Source organism: Catenulispora yoronensis (assembly GCF_039531695.1).
GTDB lineage: Bacteria > Actinomycetota > Actinomycetes > Streptomycetales > Catenulisporaceae > Catenulispora > Catenulispora yoronensis.
In genome coordinates, this window is sequence record NZ_BAAAQN010000018.1 from 38,634 (window position 1) to 54,329 (window position 15,696).

A 15,696-nucleotide genomic window follows, 5' to 3' on the forward strand; every position below is an offset into this window, starting at 1 on the left:
ACCCACGATGGCGATCGTCTCGCGCGGCTTCCACGGCCGCCGGCAGCCCTCGGACCACCGGCTGCCGCCGGGCCAGTACGAGACCCGGGACTTCCCGGTGCTCTCGGCCGGGCCCACGCCGCGGATCGCCCGCGACCTGTGGGAGTTCACCGTCGTCACCGAGACCGGGACCCGGCACAGCTGGACCTGGGCCCAGCTGATGGCGCTGCCCGCCGAGCGCCCGGTGGTGGACCTGCACTGCGTGACCAAGTGGTCGAAGTTCGCCACCACCTGGCAGGGCGTCTCGCTGGACACGCTGCTGGGCGGCGTCGAGACCGAGGCCGAGTACGCGCTCGTGCACTCCTACGGCGGCTACACCACCAACCTGCCGCTCAAGGACCTGCTCGACGGGCAGGCCTGGATCGCCTACGGCTACGACGGCGCCGACCTGGCCCCCGAGCACGGCGGCCCGGCCCGGCTGCTGGTGCCGCACCTGTACCTGTGGAAGTCCGCCAAATGGGTGCGCGGCCTCCAGCTGCTGGTACGGGACGAGCCCGGCTTCTGGGAGAGCGCCGGCTACCACGACTACGGAGACCCATGGCGCGAGCAGCGATACCAGGGCGACTAGCCGAGCGGCTGCGGTGGCGGGTCGCCACCCTGGTCGGCGAGCGTGCGGAGACCGAGGCGGCGCGCACGCTGGTGTTCGACGTGCCCGGCTGGCCCGGCCACCTGGCCGGGCAGCACGTCGACGTGCGCCTGACGGCCGAGGACGGCTACAGCACGCAGCGCAGCTACTCCATTGCCTCGGCGCCCGACGGCGACGTCGTCGAGCTCACGGTCCAGCACGTCCGCGACGGCGAGGTCTCCTCCTACCTCACCGACGGGGTGCTCGCCGGCGACCAGCTCGAACTGCGCGGCCCGGTCGGGGGCTGGTTCGTGTGGCGGCCCGAGCAGACCGAGCCGGTGCTGCTGGTCGCCGGCGGCTCCGGCGTCGTGCCGCTGATGGCCATGGTCCGCAGCCGCCGCCGGACCGGGAGCCGGGCGCCGTTCCGGCTGCTGTACTCGGTGCGCACTCCGGCCGACCGGATGTACCTCGACGAGCTGCGGACCCCCGATCCGGGTCTGGACGTCCGCTTCCTCTACACCCGGCAGGCCCCGGACGGCTGGTCCCGCCGCCCGGGCCGGCTGGCCGCCCCGGACCTGGCCGCGCTCGCGTGGCCGGCGGACGCCGGGGCCACCGTCTACGTCTGCGGGCCCACCGGCTTCGTCGAGCACGCCGCCGACCTGCTGGTCGCCCTCGGGCAGGACCCGGACCGGATCCGCACCGAACGCTTCGGCCCGACGGGAGGCTGACCGATGATGCCCGACGAGCGACCGCCGGAACCGGAGCCCTTCGCCGACGACCTCGTCGTCGCCTTCACCGAGGGCGACCACGAGGACGGCAACGCCCTGGCCGGGCCGCTGTCCGAGATCTTCGCCGTCGACGTCACCACCGCCGTGGGCCGCTGCGCCGGCTGCGGCACCGACGGCCCGATCGCGCAGCTGCACGTCTACGGACCGGGGCCGGGACTGGTCGCCCGCTGCCCGCACTGCCGCCAGGTCGTGCTGCGGCTGGTGCGCGGAGCCGATGCGGCCTGGCTGGACCTGCGCGGCGCGGTCAGCCTGCGGATCAGCGTCGGCGAATAACCGCAACTAAAGCGCTTCTAGTTAACTCCCTCCACTCCAGTCACGCGTGACTCCTGGCTTTGAGCCTCAACCAGCCATCCCTTGACACTCCTTCACCGCAGGTGCATATTCACGGCGCTGAATCGTTTTATCTCAGAGCGCTCCCATGTCACCGGCACCCAGTAAGGAGCCTGATCGACGATGACCGGATCCAGATCGAAGTGGACCGTGGCCCTCGCCGCCCTGCTGACGCTCGCGTTCTCCGCCGGCACCGCCACCGGCGCCACGCACCCCGCGTCGAAGAACCCTGTCGCGGCGAACAGCCCCGCCGTGGCAAAGAACGGCCCGCTGTCGGTCGCCTACATCGAGGTCAACAGCAACAGCATGGTGAACGTCGGCAAGTACACCCTCGCCGGCAGCGGTGCCAACGTCTTCGACATCGGCGTTATATTCGCCGCCAACATCAACTACAACGGCAGCCAGGCGTATCTCTCCTTCAACCCGCAGGTGCAGAGCGTGCTGGACAACGCCGCGACGCAGATCCGGCCGTTGCAGGCGAAGGGCATCAAGGTCGAGCTGTCGATCCTGGGCAACCACCAGGGCGCCGGATTCGCCAACTTCACGTCGAAAGCGGCAGCCACGGCTTTCGCCAAGCAGCTGTCGGACGCCGTCACCAAGTACGGCCTGGACGGCATCGACTTCGACGACGAATACGCCGACTACGGCGTGAACGGCACGCCGCAGCCCAACGCCAGTTCCTTCGTCTATTTGATCCAGGCACTGCGCGGCTACATGCCGAACAAGCTGATCACGCTGTACGACATCGGCCCTTCGGCGTCGCGGCTGTCGTACCGGGGCGTCAACGTCACCTCGATGTTCAACTACGCGTGGAACCCCTGGTACGGGTCCTTCGACGTCCCGAGCATCAACCTCCCGGCCGGCCATCTCGGCCCGGCGGCGATCGACTTCGGGTCGACGAGCGCGGCGGACGCGGCCGGCATGGCGCAGCAGACGATCAGTGGCGGGTACGGGGTGTATCTCACGTACAACCTGACGAGCACTGACATCCACAGCTACATCTCCAGCTTCACGAACGTGCTCTACGGCGCGAACGCGGTTTACACCAACTAGGAACGCTGGCCGAGAAGACCGTGGGGCAGATATCTGCCCCACGGCATGGCACGACCGCCGCAAGGCGAAGACCCCGCCGCAGTCGGGTGACTGAAGCGGGACACCGCGCGTCGCCGCGACCTTGGGGGCATGCCGAGCCCATCAGGACTGTCGCGACCAGCCCGGTCTTCCCGTCCAGCGATCCCCGCGCTGTCGCGAGGCGACGTCCTCGCCGCGTTGACGGCCTGCGCGATCCTCGTCCCCGAAGGCGTCGCGTACGCGGGCATCGCCGGGGTGCCGCCATCGGTCGCCTTCTACACAGCGCCGATCGTGCTGTTCCTCTATGCACTGCTCGGCACGTCGCAGACCCTCATCGTCGGCGCCACCGCCGCCGCCTCGGTCTTCTCGGCCGCGACGGTCGGCTCCATGTCCCACGATCCGGTGCGGGTGCTGCAGCTGACCGCTGCCCTAAGCGTGCTGACGGGATTGGTGCTGCTGGCGACCGGCCTCGCGCGCTGCGGCTTCATCGCCGACTTCCTCGAACCCTCAGCGCTGGTCGGCTTCCTGTTCGGCATGGCGCTGGCGATCGACGCGCGCCAGGCGCCCAAACTGGTCGGCATCGAGGGCCACGACGGCGACTTCTTCGACCGGTTCTGGGAGCTGTTCCGCCGGATCGGCGACTGGAGCATGGTGAGTCTGATGGTCGGCGGGCTCGCACTGTTCGCGATCGTGGTGCTGGAGCAGCGGTTGCCGCGAATCCCCAGCGCGCTAGTGGTGCTGGCAGCGGGAATCGGCGTATCACCGGGTTTTGATCTCTCCGCTCACGGCATCGCAGTGGTCGGACGGATCCCGGCCGCAGTCCCGAGCTGGCGACCGCCGACCGTCGACCGATCCTCTTGGACCCACCTGGCCGGCGGAGCGCTCGGCCTGGCACTGATCGTGTTCGCGGTGTCGTTCGGCTTGGCGCAGCGTCTGGATCGGGAGTCCGGTGGCGGCGATGGCAACGGCGATCGCGATGGCGCGGGCGCGGGCGCGGGCAACGTCCCGGCCACAACTTCAAGATCCGCTGGCTCGTGGCTCGCTTTCCGTCCCCTGGACGCGAATCGCGAAATGATCGCCCTGGGTGCCGCCAACCTCGGCGCGGGACTGGTCGGCGGGTTCGCGGTGACGGGGAGCGCTTCGGCGAGTCCGGCGGCGGTGAAGGCCGGTGGGCGGACGCGGGTCGCGTCGCTGGTGGCCGCGATGGTCGCGCTCGGGGTCGGCGCGGTGGCCACGCCGGTAATTCGGCCGTTGCCCGAGCCGGTGTTGGCCGCCATCGTCGTCGGCGCGGTCCGCGAGTTGGTGAATTTCAAGACCCTGATGCGGTATTGGCGGACGTCGCGTCGAAGCCTGCTGATCTGCCTGACCGCGGTGTTCGGGGTGCTGCTGTTCCAGCTGCTGGCCGGGTTGCTGATGGCGGTGCTGTTGTCGCTGATCCTGTTCATCGCTGAGGTATCGCGCCTGAAGGTCTCGGTGATCGGCCTGCTGCCCGGCACCGACGACTACGTCGCCGTCGACCGTTACCCGGAGGCCCGCACGGTCCCCGTTCTGCTGATCCTCCGCCCCGACGGCGGCGCCTTCTACGGCAACGCGCGCCGGCTGCGCGGGGCGGTGGTGTCCGAAGTGCGAGCTCAGGAGGGCCCGGTATCGACCGTGGTCCTGGACCTGGCGGCCAGTTTCCATCTCGACGCCCCGACGCTCGACATGCTCTCCGAACTGCGCGCCGACCTCGACCGCCTCGGCATCAGCCTTGCGTTCGCGCACCTGTATCGGGGCAGCGCGACCGCCGTCGCCGCCGGGAAGCTGGCCGACGTCCGCGTGTATCTGGGGCTCGACGAAGCCATGGCCGATGTGGCCCCAGAAACAGAGACAGCCACCACCCCCTGAATCCGCTGTCGCCTCCGCAGTCAACCGACCCAAGCCCAGGCAGCCTCGCCGTCCATACCGTCAAGACATACACCGAACCCGATCCTCAGGAGTCCCAATGCCCGCCAAGCCTCCCGTCCTCTTCGTCCACGGCCTGTGGCTCCACCCCGCCTCCTGGCAGCCGTGGATCGACCTGTTCACCGAGCGCGGCTACGACTGCGCGGCCCCCGGCTGGCCCGGGGTCGCCGACACCGTCGCGGAGTCCCGCGCCGACGCCGACGCGATCGCCGACCACGGCATCGACGACGTCGACGCGCACTACAGCACCATCATCGAGAAGCTGCCCGCCGCGCCGATCGTGATCGGCCACTCCTTCGGCGGGATGATCGCGCAGAAGCTGCTCGGCGAGGACAAGGCCGTCGCCGCGATCGGGCTGGACGCCGCGCAGATCAAGGGCGTTCTGCCGCTGCCGCTGTCGTCATTGCGCTCGACGCTGCCGGTGTTCAAGAACCCGGCGAACAAGCACCGCGCGGTGTCGCTGACCGCCGAGCAGTTCCGCTACAGCTTCGGCAACGCCCTCACCGAGGAGGAGTCCGACGCGCTGTACGAGAAGTGGGCCATCCCGGCGCCGGGCCGACCGCTGTTCGAGGCGGCCACGGCGAACTTCAGCCCGCATTCGCCGGCGGCGGTGGAGACCGGGAACTCCGGCCGGGGACCGCTGCTGCTGGTGGCCGGCGGCCGGGACCACACGGTCCCGGAGGCCATCACGAAGGCCACGCTCAAGCAGTACCGGCACTCCGACGCCGTCACCGACTACGAGGTCTTCCCCGACCGCGGCCATTCGCTGACGATCGACGGCGGCTGGCGCTCGATCGCGGCGTTCTGCCTCACCTGGCTGGCCGAGCAGGGCTTGTAAGCACCCTGCCGCCCGACGGCCGCAGGTCCGAGTTCGGGCCCAGCCTCTGGATCAGCTCGCCACCTTGTCCCCGTCGGACCGGCTCAGCGCGTCCCGCAGCGCCGCCCGGGTCGTGATCCCCAGCTTCGGAAAGATCCGGTACAGGTGCGAGCTGACCGTCCGGGGCGACAGATGCATCCGCTTCCCGATCTCCTTGTTCGTCAGTCCGCTGGCCGCCAGGTCCGCGATCCGCCGCTCCTGCCAGGTCAGCGACGCCAGGTTCAGGATCGAGGCCCGCGGCGCGGACCCGGTGGCCCGCAGCTCCAGGTGCGCCCGCTGGGCCCAGGCCGTCGCGCCCAGCCGGTCGAAGGACTCGGCGGCCTGCACCAGCAGCTGGCGCGCCGCGACCCGGCCCTTGACGTGCCGTACCCGGATCCCGTGCGCGAGCCGGATCCGGGCCAGCTCGAACGGGAACCGCGCGGCGTCCGGGTGGGTCTCGGCCCGCGCGAACATCTCGTCGGCCTCCTGCTCGCTGTCGGCGGTCATCGCCAGCGCGCCGTAGGTGAGCAGCGCCAGACGCGGCGAGACGTCCGGCAGCCCGGCGTCCCGGGCGGCGAGGGCGTGCTGCCGGGCCTGTTCGGAGCGGCCGGTGTGCCGGGCGGCCTCGACCAGGTCCAGCAGCATCCGCGGGGCCTGATACGTGTACGGCTGGAAGGTCCCGGGGGCGGTGACACCGACTGTGTACAGGTACGCGGTCTCGTAGTCCCCGGTGGTCAGCGCGGCCAGCGCGCCGGCGGCGTCGGCCAGCTGGGTCAGGAACCCCAGCCCGCGCGGCCGGGCCCAGGCGTCGACCTCGGCCTGGAGGTCGCGGGCCTGGCCCACCTGGCCCCGCAGCGCGGCCAGGTGGGCCAGGTAGCCGCGGCTCTGCATGGCGAACAGCTCCAGGCCGTGCTCGACCGCGACCTCCAGGGCCCGCCGGCCGCGCTGCTCGGCCTCGTCCCACTCCCCGACCGCGAGCTGGTCGAGCATGACCAGGTGCAGCATGACGATGCCGCTGGCCACCGCGCCGGTCTCCAGTTCGCGGTCGACGACGCGTTGCAGGTGCGGCCGGTACTGGCCGAGCACGTCGAGGTGGTAGGCCGAGACGCCCAGCCGCGTGACCGCCCACGGCTCCAGCTCCGCCAGGTCGGCGGTGGCCCGCTCCACCGGCCCGGCGCAGGCCGCGCCGTACCGGACGACGTCGCTCCAGGTCCGGCCGAACAGCCGCGACCGCTCGGAGAGCGTCTCCCCCAGCGAGTCCAGCAGCGCCAGGGTGTGCTCCCAGCCGGCGGCGTCCCCGGCGTACTGGCTCATCGCCAGCAGCAGGTCGGCCAGCCGGCCGAGCACCTCCTCGGACTCCGGCGCGCGGCCGTCGCGCAGGTGCTCGATCGAGGCGGTGACCTGCCGCCAGGTGGAGCGGACGTCGCCGTTCTGATACAGCGCCTGGTAGGCCGAGGCCAGCACGGCCGCCGGCGACTCGTGCGGCCCGGCCCAGGGGTCGGCCAGCACCAGCCGGTGCGCCTGGCCGAGCTGGGCCGCGTGCCCGGCGATGAACGCCGCGTCGGCCAGCCGCCGGGACCGGTCGGCGTGGCTCTCGCTCAGCTCGGCCGCGCGGGTCAGCCAGGACACGGCGGCCAGCGCGCCGCCGCGCCGGGTCACCGACTCGGCCGCGGCCTCCAGGATGTCGGCGACGTCCTCGTCCGGGTCTACGGTGGCCGCCGCCAGGTGCGTGGCCCGGCGCTCCAAGTGGTCGCGGTGCACCTGGGCCAGCACCCGGTGCGCGGCACGGCGCTGGTTCGGCGTGGCCATCTGCACCACGGTGGAGCGCACCAGCGGGTGCCGGAACGTGAAGTCGCCGGTGCCCGGCTCGATGTCGAGCAGGCCGGCGGCGACCGCCTCGTCGGCGTCGCGCATGCGGTAGCGCGCGCCGCGGGCGGCGCTTTCGCCGGTGCGGCCGCCGGCGCCGTCGAGGGCGCCCATGAGCAGTTCGGCGCGGACGCCGTGGCTCAGGGCCGCGATCCGGGTGCCGTAGAGGTGCTGGAGGCGCCGGGGCACCGGCACGGCGTGGTGGCCGAACAGGTCCTCGGGCAGGTCGTCGCCGAGGGCGCCGTGGCCGCCATGACCGCTGTGACCGCCGTGACCGCCATGGCCGCCATGGCCGCCTCCAAGCCCGCCGGGCCCGCCGGCGCCGCCGCCGGTGAAGTGCGCGGGCAGTTCCAGCAGCGCCAGCGGGTTGCCCTGGGCCTGTTCCAGCACCAGGCGGCGGACCTGGGTGCTCAGGTGCGGATGGGCCCGGTCCAGCAGCGCCGAGGCCTCGTCCTCGGCCAGCGCGGCCACCGCCAGCTCCGGCAGGGCGGCGGCGTCGAAGCGGCAGTCGACGTCGGCGCGGATCGCGGCCAGCAGCGCGACCGGGCTGCCGGCCAGCCGGCGGCCGACGAAGCCGCACACGTCGGTGCTGGCGTCGTCGAGCCACTGGCCGTCGTCGAGCACGAGCAGCAGCGGCCGGTCGGCGGCGGCCTGGGACAGCAGCGCGAGGACGGCGATGCCCAGGGCCATCACCGAGGGCGGTTTGCCGCCCTCGGTGTAGCCGAAGACGGCGTCGAACACCGCGCGGCTGCCGTCGTCGAGGTGGCGGGCGTCGGCCAGCAGCGGGTGCAGGAGCTGGTGCAGCCCGGCGTAGGGCAGTCCGGCCTCGGCCTCGATGCCGGTGGCGCGGATCACCCTGCGGCCGTCCTGGAGCGCCAGCCCGGCCGCGTGGTCGAGCAGCGCGCTCTTGCCGACGCCGGTCTCGCCGCGGAGCACCAGCGACCGGCCGAGGCCGGCGGTGACGAACTCGGCGAGCCGTTCCCGTTCGCCGGAGCGGCCGATGATCGTCGGCGGGGCCGGCGCCTGGGTCGACGGCTGGGCCGGCGCCTGGGCCGGCGTCTGGGCCGGCGTCTGGGCCGACCTCCGAGCCGGCTCCCGGTCCGGCGCCGCGCTCGGGGCTGACGCCGTGGCCGGCGCCGTGGTCGTGGCTGACATAGTCACCTCTCCTCACTGCTGAAGGCGGGTGGCCGCCGCTACTGGAAGACCCGCAGCTCGGCGACCGACCACCAGGCCCCGCCGGTCCCCGTGCCCTGGGTCAGGGTGACGCGGACGTACCGGTCCTGGGTGAAGGGGAAGTTCACGGCCGTCCAGGCCCCGGTGCCGAAGCCGTTGGCGACGGTGGTCCAGGTCGTGGCGTCCGTCGACACCTGCACGGTGAAGGCGCGCGGGTAGTCGTTGGTGGAGGTCCCGGAGTCCAGCACGACGTGGTTGAACCACTGCTGGCCGCCCATATCGAGCTGCACCCACTGGCCGGCGGCCTGGGCCGCGCCGCCGGTCCAGCGGGTGCTGCCGGAGCCGTCGAGGACGTTGGCGGTGGCCGAGCCGCTCCCGGTGGCGGAGGCGGTGACGGCCCAGCCGGTGCGGGCGTTCTCCTGCTCGCCGTAGACGTTCAGCTCGGCGATGGACCACCAGTTGGCGGCCGTGCCGGTCTGGGTGACGCGCAGATAGCGCGCGGTCTGCGGCGCGAAGGTCGAGACCACCTGCTGGCCGGATCCGGTCCCGGTGGCGGCGGTGGTCCAGGTGGTGCCGTCGGCGGAGGTCTGGATCGTGTAGCCGCGCGGGTAGTCGCCGCCGAAGGCCGCACTGTCCAGCAGGACCGTGTCGAAGGTCTGGGTCTTTCCCATGTCGACCTGGTACCACTGGCCCGGGGCCTGGGCCGCGCCGCTGTTCCAGCGGCTGGTGGCCGAGCCGTCCAGCGGGCCGGCCAGGGTGGTGCCGGGTCCGGTACCGGAGGCGGTGGCGGTCCAGCCGCTGCGCGCCAGCGGCGGCTCGGTGTAGGCGTGGAACTCGGCCATCGTCCACCAGGTGCTGGAGGCGCTGGTCTGGGTCAGTTTGAGGTAGCGGGCGTAGACCGGTGCGAAGGCGAGGTTCTGCTTATAGCCCCAGCCGGGTCCGGTGCGGACCGTGGTCCAGGTGGTGCCGTCGACCGAGGTCTGCACGGCCAGGCCGCGCGGGTAGTCGAACAGGTCGGTGGCGCGGCTCTCGATGGAGACGGCGCTGACCAGCTGCGCGGTGCCCATGTCGACCTGGAACCACTGGCCCGGGGCCTGGTCGGCGCCGGAGGCCCAGCGCGTGGTGGTGTTCCAGTCCAGCGCGCCGGACGGCGGCGCGGTCGCCGAGGACGACGACGCGGTCGCGGTCCAGCCGGTCTGGCTGATCGGCGTGGCCTGCGCCATCGGGGCGCCGGCGGCGACCTTGGCGACGTCGTTCTGGAACGGGATGTTCGGCTGGAAGTTCGCGGTGCCGAAGGCGCCGAGCTTGGCGATGACAGTGGCCGCGGTGTCGTTGTTGATGATCGGCGCGGGGCTGGCGTCGCCGTTGTAGAGACCCCAGTAGCCGCCGCCAACGTCGCTCTGGCTCTGCGTGACCTTGTAGGTCCAGTTGCTCCAGGACACGTTCAGGGCGTTGAGTCCGGCCAGCCAGCGGCGCCAGACGTCGTCGTACTGGTAGAGCTGGAACTCGCCGGCCAGGATCGGGGTGCCCCAGGTGGCGTCGGCCTGCTTGGCCGCGAGCGCCGCGAGCTGGTTGGTGACCAGGCTGTTCTGGGCGTCGGCGTTGAGCGGGTCGGCCATGTCGTAGGGGTGGACCTCGTACATGACGTTGGTCCAGCCGTAGGTGGCGGGCTTGGTGGTGCCGCTCCAGCTGAAGAAGGCCTCCATGATGACGACGTGGTCCGGGTCGGCGGCGCGGACGGTCTGGTAGAGGCGGTTCTGGTAGGCGGTCTTGGCGGCGTTGTCCGCGGCGGTCTCGCTGATCGCCAGCAGCGGCTCGTTCATCAGGTCGTAGGCCGCGACGGTCGGGTTGCCGGCATAGCGGGCGGCCATCTGCTGCCAGATGGTGTTGACCCAGTTCTGGTAGGTGGTGTTGCTCCAGAACTCGTTGGGGCTGTTGGCCTGGCGGCCGCAGCTGGCCCAGGGGCAGTCGCCGCCGGGCAGGGTGTGCAGGTCCAGAATGACGTAGATGCCGCGCTGTCCGGCCTGCTGGACGAGCCAGTCGATACGGTCCCAGGCGTTGGCCTTCCAGGTGCCGTCGGGGTTGAGCAGGGTCTGCCAGCCGATCGGCAGCCGGACCATGTTCAATCCCAGGGCTTTGATGTTGTCCAGGTCGGCGGCCTGGATCCAGGTGCTCTGGTGGGCGTCGACGACGCTCTGCGCCGTGGCGGCGCCGAACCGCTGGTTGTAGGTCAGGTTCATGTCGTAGTCGTCGCCGAGCAGCGCGACGTCGACCTTGCCGATGGTCAGGGCGGCGGTCTGGGCGCCGGACTCGGTGAGTTTGAAGTAGCGGGCCCGCACGGCCGGGAAGTTGATCGGCGTGGACAGCGGGTACCCGGAGCCGGCGGCGACCTGGGTCCAGGCGGTGCCGTCGTCGGAGACCTGGACGGTGTACGAGCCCGGATAGTCGGTCGCCGAGGAGGAGGTGAACTGGACCTGGTCGAACGTCTGCTCCGAGCCCATGTCGGCCTGGATCCACTGGCCGGCGGAGCTGGTCACGGTCCAGCCGCTCTTGGTGAAGTACGGACTGGAGTAGATGTTCACTCCGGTGACCGACCACGGCACGCTCTTGGTCCCGACCTGCACCAGCTTCAGGTAGCGGAAGGTCTGCGAGGCGGGCAGCGTGGAGGTGGTGACCTGGCCGGCGCCGATGCCGTCGGTGTACTTCGTCCAGGTGGTGTTGTCCGGGGAGCCCCAGACCTCGTACTCGGCCGGGAACTGGCCGGGGGTGGCCGCTCCGGCGTCGAACAGGACCTTCCAGACGGAGGTCTGCGCTCCGAGGTCGAGCACGCAGGTCTGCCCGGAGACCTGGTTGCCGGCTGTCAGACAGCTCGGCGCGTAGGTCAGGACCGGGTCGTTGAAGGCATTGATCTCCGCGACGGTCCACGGCGAGGCGCCGGTGCCGGTCTGCGTCACCCGCAGGTAGCGGGCGACGCGCGGCGGGAAGGCTATCGACTGGCGCTGCGCGGTGGCGGCGCCGGAGGTCACGGTGCTCCACGTGGTGCCGTCGCTGGAGACCGCGACCTGGTAGGCGGCCGGATACTGGCCGGCGTTGGCGGCGGCGTCGACGTAGACCCGGTCCAGCTGAGTGGGCGCGCCCAGGTCGACCTGGAGCCATTCGCCGCCGGCCTGGGCCGCGCCGGAGCTCCAGCCAGTGGTGGCGTCGCCGTCCAGGGCCGCGCCAGCCGTGCCGGCGGAGGCCGAGGCCGTGGCGGTCCAGCCGGTGCGGTCCAGGGCGAACTCCCCGAGCGGGGACATCCAGTCCTCCTGGGTGAGCCAGCCGCCCAGGTTGGTGCCGTGCAGGTCGACGACGCCGCCGGTGCCGGAGGCGTTGCGCAGCACTGTTCCGTTGGTCTTCAGGAAGTCGCCGGAGGCGAACGCGGCGTGTGCGCGTCCGGGCGCGGCGACCGGCAGGACCGCGGCGGCGGCCAGCGCGGCCGCGACGAGGGCCAGTCGGGGACGGGTGATCGGACTGTTCGGACTGTTCGGATGGTTCGGACGGATCGGCATGCGTCAGGCCGTTCTGACGTCGAGATGGTCCACGACGGTCGCGTCCGCGGTGGCGAGCAGCCGCAGACGGTGGTCGCCGGCCGGCAGGGCCGCGGGGCTGACGTAGCTCCAGGTGCCGCCGGGAGCGGCAGCCGCGGAGGCGGCCGGGTCGACGACGACGGAAACGTATTCGGTAGCGATGTGCTCGGTGGCGATCCCGTCGAGCAGGACTTCCGGAGCCTGCGCGGCGGTCTGGTAGGACACCGTGACGTGCACCGGCCCGGGCTGGGTCAGCACGAACCGGTACTCCACCCAGTCCCCGGCCTCCAGCCGCAGGTGCAGGTGGTCGGAGGGGTCGCGGGCCTCGCCCCAGATGTGGTGGAAGTTCGGCTTCCCGTCCTCGCTCTTGTCGGCCAGGATCGTGACCTGCTCGTCGGCCCGGAACCCGGCCAGCGGCCGGGCGCCGCCGGTCCGGTAGGACACGCCCGGGCCCTCGAACCCGAAGCCCCAGGCCGGGATGCGCACCGGCGCGGTCTTCAGCAGAGCGCTGACGACCTCCGGCCGCCAGCGGCAGCGGGCCACGTCGAAGCGCGGGATCAGCTCCGACAGCGTCGCCCAGGCCGCCTCGGAGTCCGGGCGCGGACCGGTGCCGGAGGCGAAGGCGACGATGTCCCACCAGCCCTCCGGCGCCTCCACCGAGCACGGCGAGGACAGCGTGTCGATCTTCTTCCAGGGCCAGAAGTTCCAGCCGATGCCGTGGTCCTCGTACATGGTGAAGGCGGTGAGGATCCAGTCCGGGTTGTTCTCGCCGCCCTCGCCCATGTACAGCGGCAGGCCGAGGCGCTCGCCGACCTCCAGGTAGGGGCGGATCCAGGCCCGGTCCGGCGGCTGCCAGTAGCCGTGGAACTGGAGCAGCGAGTTCTCGTCCCAGAGCTCGAAGCCGGTGAAGTTGGTGGCCCAGTGCGAGCCTTCGTACATCAGCAGGTGGTTCTGGTCGACCTCGCGGATCACCGCGGTGAGGTCCTTGTACATCGCGACCAGCCGGTCGGCGTAGGAGTACTGGTACTCCTCCGGCAGCGGCTCGTTCAGCAGGTCGTAGGCGGCCACGACGGTCTCGTCGCGGTAGCGGACGGCGATGTACCGCCACAGGTCGAGGGTCAGCCGGCGGTAGCGCTCCTCCTCGAACAGCGCCGGGGTGCCCAGCGAGTCGTCGATGTTCTTGCCGGTCTGGCCGCCGGGCGCGCCGTGCAGGTCCAGGACCACCCACAGCCCGTACAGCCGGCACCAGTCGATGAGCCGGTCCACCAGCGCGAACCCGGCCTCGATGGGCTCGCCCTCGTCGGTCCACACCACGCGCGCGTTGATCGGCAGCCGGACGTGGTCGGCGCCGAGCGCGGCCATCCGCGCGATGTCGTCGCCGGTGATGTAGGTGTCGCGGAACGCCGTCCAGAACTGCGCGGCCCGCTCCTCCCCCACCAGGTCGGCGAACAGCGCCTCGATCCCCCGCGGCGCGGTCGGGCCGGGCTCCACGAACTTCCACATGTAGCCCTCGGGCAACAGCCAGTTGCCGAGCCCGAAGCCGCGCATCAGCAGCGGCCGTCCTGTTCCGTCGTGGACCTCTCGGCCGACGCGGTGGACGAACCCTGTGAACTCCGCTGTCATTTCCCCTGATTCCCCTGATCTCATTTCAACCCGGACATGGTGAAACCCCGTACGATCTGCCGCTGGAACACCACAAACACGACGAGGACCGGCAGGACCATGAAGGTGGCCCCGGCCAGTTGCAGCGACGGGTCCACGCTCTGCTGTTTGTTCAGCAGCGACAGGCCCACCGCCACGGTGTACTTGCTCTGGTCATCGGCCACGATCAGCGGCCACAAAAAGCTGTTCCAGCCCGCGATGAACGTCAGCACGGCCTGCACCGCCAGGATCGGCCGGGACATCGGCAGCACGATCGAGCCGAAGGTGCGCCACGGCCCGGCGCCGTCGATCCGCGCCGCCTCCAGCAGCTCGTCCGGGATGGTGCCCATGAACTGGCGGAACAGGAATATGCCGAACGCCCCGACCAGCGTGGGCAGTGCGACCCCGAGCAGAGTGTTGGTCAGCCCGAGGAAGTTCAGTGTGAGGTAGGTCGGGATCATGGTGATCTGGACCGGCACCATCAGGGTGGCCAGCACCATGGCGAACATGACGCCGCGCCCCCGGAACCGCATCTTGGCGAACGCGTACCCGGCCATCGCCATCAGCAGCAGCCCGACGAAGTCGATCGCCACCACGATCAGCGTGTTCCCCAGGTAGGTGCCGAACTGCTGGTCCTCGAACAGCCGCTGATAGGCGTTGACCGTCGGATGGTGCGGCAGCAGCCCCGGCGGGTCGCTGCGCGACTCCGACAGCGGCTTGAACGAGGAGGACACCATCCAGATCAGCGGGAAGGCGACCAGCAGCGCACCCACGCTCAGGAGCATGCCGCTCACCCGCGGCCGGCGCTTGGCCGCCGCGCTCATCGCCGCTCTCCCGACCGGCGGGCCAGCCACAGCTGGAAGGCGGTCACGGCGAAGATGAGGACGAACAGCACCAGCGAGGCCGCCGAGGCGAAGCCGAACCGGTCAAGCTCGAAGCCCTCTTTGTAGATGTAGAGCGACGCCGAGGTGGTGGCGCCGACCGGGCCGCCGCCGGTGAGCACGAACGGCTCGTCGAAGAACTGCATCCAGTTGATCAGCGTGGTCACCGTGACGAAGAACAGCGCGAACCGCAGCAGCGGGATGGTGATCGAGAACGCCTGCCGGGTCCGGCCGGCGCCGTCGAGCGCGGCCGCCTCGTAGTACTCGCGCGGGATGTCCTGCTGGGCGGCCAGCAGGATGATGACGTTCAGCCCGAGCGCGCGCCAGACGGCGACGAGCGCCACCGACACCTTGGCCCACGTCGGATCGGCCAGCCACGGCACGGTCGGCAGGCCGACGCTGTCCAGCAGGTGGTTGATCAGCCCGAACTGCGAGTTGTAGAGGTTGGCGAAGACCAGCGACACCGCGACGATGCCGGTGACCGCGGGCACGAAGTAGAACGCCCGCAGCGCCCGGAACAGCCGCGACCGGCTCCGGTCGAGCCCGATCGCGACGGCCAGCGAGGTGGCCACGACGACCGGGACGCCCATGACGATGAACAAGGCCGTGTTGCCCAGCGCCGGCCAGAAGTCCGAATCCGGGGCCAGCAGGCTGGTGAAGTTGTCCAGCCCGACGAAGCGCACCTGGCTCAGGTCCCCGAGCCCGGCCACGTTCAGGTCGGTGAGGCTGACCACCGCCGCCAGCCCGATCGGCAGCACGCCGAAGGCGAACAGCAGCAGGAACGCGGGGCTGACGAACAGGTACGGCGCGGCGCGGTCGGCGCGGGCGGTCCAGGCCGCCCGGCGGGACTGGCGGTCCCGGCGGTCCCGCCGTTCGGAGACGCCGCCGCGGCCGGTGCCGGAACCGCCGGCACCGCGAATTCGGAAGGCTGCGGTGCCGGAGCGCTGCTCCGGCACCGCGGCGCGGGTCACGGCCG

Annotated in this window: 11 protein-coding genes; 6 read left to right on the forward strand and 5 right to left on the reverse strand. The window is 71.4% G+C overall.

The features are described from left to right. The first annotated feature begins 7 nt into the window (after nucleotides 1-7). From ABD481_RS16905 to ABD481_RS16930, 6 genes are all read left to right on the forward strand, one after another. Complete coding sequence (locus ABD481_RS16905; protein ID WP_344666623.1) at nucleotides 8-607, forward strand: molybdopterin-dependent oxidoreductase; 600 nt, start codon at nucleotides 8-10, stop codon at nucleotides 605-607. Next, nucleotides 577-1,332: a ferredoxin reductase gene (locus ABD481_RS16910; protein WP_344666624.1), complete on the forward strand. Its 756-nt coding sequence runs from the start codon at nucleotides 577-579 to the stop codon at nucleotides 1,330-1,332. The genes ABD481_RS16905 and ABD481_RS16910 overlap by 31 nt, the downstream gene beginning before the upstream one ends. Nucleotides 1,333-1,335: 3 nt before the next feature. Then, nucleotides 1,336-1,665 carry a DUF6510 family protein gene (locus tag ABD481_RS16915; protein WP_425559197.1) on the forward strand — a complete coding sequence of 110 codons (330 nt, stop codon included), beginning with the start codon at nucleotides 1,336-1,338 and terminating at the stop codon, nucleotides 1,663-1,665. A 180-nt stretch (nucleotides 1,666-1,845) separates the two neighbouring features. After that, a complete protein-coding gene (locus ABD481_RS16920; protein WP_344666625.1) occupies nucleotides 1,846-2,775 on the forward strand; it encodes an endo-beta-N-acetylglucosaminidase H in 930 nt (309 codons plus the stop codon). Between the two features lie 129 nt (nucleotides 2,776-2,904). Beyond that, entirely contained in the window at nucleotides 2,905-4,680 is a 1,776-nt protein-coding gene (locus ABD481_RS16925; RefSeq protein ID WP_344666626.1) for a SulP family inorganic anion transporter, read from the forward strand. 97 nt (nucleotides 4,681-4,777) lie between these two features. Continuing rightward, a complete protein-coding gene (locus ABD481_RS16930; protein WP_344666627.1) occupies nucleotides 4,778-5,575 on the forward strand; it encodes an alpha/beta hydrolase in 798 nt (265 codons plus the stop codon). A 51-nt stretch (nucleotides 5,576-5,626) separates the two neighbouring features. On the opposite strand, the gene ABD481_RS16935 is transcribed toward ABD481_RS16930, so the two are convergent. The 5 genes from ABD481_RS16935 to ABD481_RS16955 are packed head-to-tail and all read right to left on the reverse strand — an operon-like array spanning nucleotide 5,627 to nucleotide 15,691. Continuing rightward, complete coding sequence (locus tag ABD481_RS16935) at nucleotides 5,627-8,614, reverse strand: helix-turn-helix transcriptional regulator (RefSeq protein WP_344666628.1); 2,988 nt, start codon at nucleotides 8,612-8,614, stop codon at nucleotides 5,627-5,629. A gap of 38 nt (nucleotides 8,615-8,652) precedes the next feature. Then, entirely contained in the window at nucleotides 8,653-12,180 is a 3,528-nt protein-coding gene (locus tag ABD481_RS16940; RefSeq protein ID WP_344666629.1) for a discoidin domain-containing protein, read from the reverse strand. A 3-nt stretch (nucleotides 12,181-12,183) separates the two neighbouring features. Beyond that, nucleotides 12,184-13,821: a cellulase family glycosylhydrolase gene (locus ABD481_RS16945; protein ID WP_344666630.1), complete on the reverse strand. Its 1,638-nt coding sequence runs from the start codon at nucleotides 13,819-13,821 to the stop codon at nucleotides 12,184-12,186. A gap of 20 nt (nucleotides 13,822-13,841) precedes the next feature. Next, nucleotides 13,842-14,663, reverse strand: coding sequence for a carbohydrate ABC transporter permease (locus tag ABD481_RS16950; protein WP_344666631.1), 822 nt, complete (start codon nucleotides 14,661-14,663; stop codon nucleotides 13,842-13,844). Further along, nucleotides 14,660-15,691: a carbohydrate ABC transporter permease gene (locus ABD481_RS16955; protein ID WP_344666632.1), complete on the reverse strand. Its 1,032-nt coding sequence runs from the start codon at nucleotides 15,689-15,691 to the stop codon at nucleotides 14,660-14,662. The genes ABD481_RS16950 and ABD481_RS16955 overlap by 4 nt, the downstream gene beginning before the upstream one ends. Nucleotides 15,692-15,696 lie beyond the last annotated feature (5 nt).

Excerpts from the sequence above, each read along its gene's own strand:
- ABD481_RS16930 (WP_344666627.1), top strand. The coding sequence starts at position 4,778 with ATGCCCGCCAAGCCTCCCGTCCTCTTCGTCCACGGCCTGTGGCTCCAC.
- ABD481_RS16950 (WP_344666631.1), bottom strand. The coding sequence starts at position 14,663 with ATGAGCGCGGCGGCCAAGCGCCGGCCGCGGGTGAGCGGCATGCTCCTG.
- ABD481_RS16910 (WP_344666624.1), top strand. The coding sequence starts at position 577 with ATGGCGCGAGCAGCGATACCAGGGCGACTAGCCGAGCGGCTGCGGTGG.
- ABD481_RS16940 (WP_344666629.1), bottom strand. The coding sequence starts at position 12,180 with ATGCCGATCCGTCCGAACCATCCGAACAGTCCGAACAGTCCGATCACC.
- ABD481_RS16925 (WP_344666626.1), top strand. The coding sequence starts at position 2,905 with ATGCCGAGCCCATCAGGACTGTCGCGACCAGCCCGGTCTTCCCGTCCA.
- ABD481_RS16920 (WP_344666625.1), top strand. The coding sequence starts at position 1,846 with ATGACCGGATCCAGATCGAAGTGGACCGTGGCCCTCGCCGCCCTGCTG.
- ABD481_RS16945 (WP_344666630.1), bottom strand. The coding sequence starts at position 13,821 with ATGACAGCGGAGTTCACAGGGTTCGTCCACCGCGTCGGCCGAGAGGTC.
- ABD481_RS16915 (WP_425559197.1), top strand. The coding sequence starts at position 1,336 with ATGATGCCCGACGAGCGACCGCCGGAACCGGAGCCCTTCGCCGACGAC.
- ABD481_RS16905 (WP_344666623.1), top strand. The coding sequence starts at position 8 with ATGGCGATCGTCTCGCGCGGCTTCCACGGCCGCCGGCAGCCCTCGGAC.
- ABD481_RS16935 (WP_344666628.1), bottom strand. The coding sequence starts at position 8,614 with ATGTCAGCCACGACCACGGCGCCGGCCACGGCGTCAGCCCCGAGCGCG.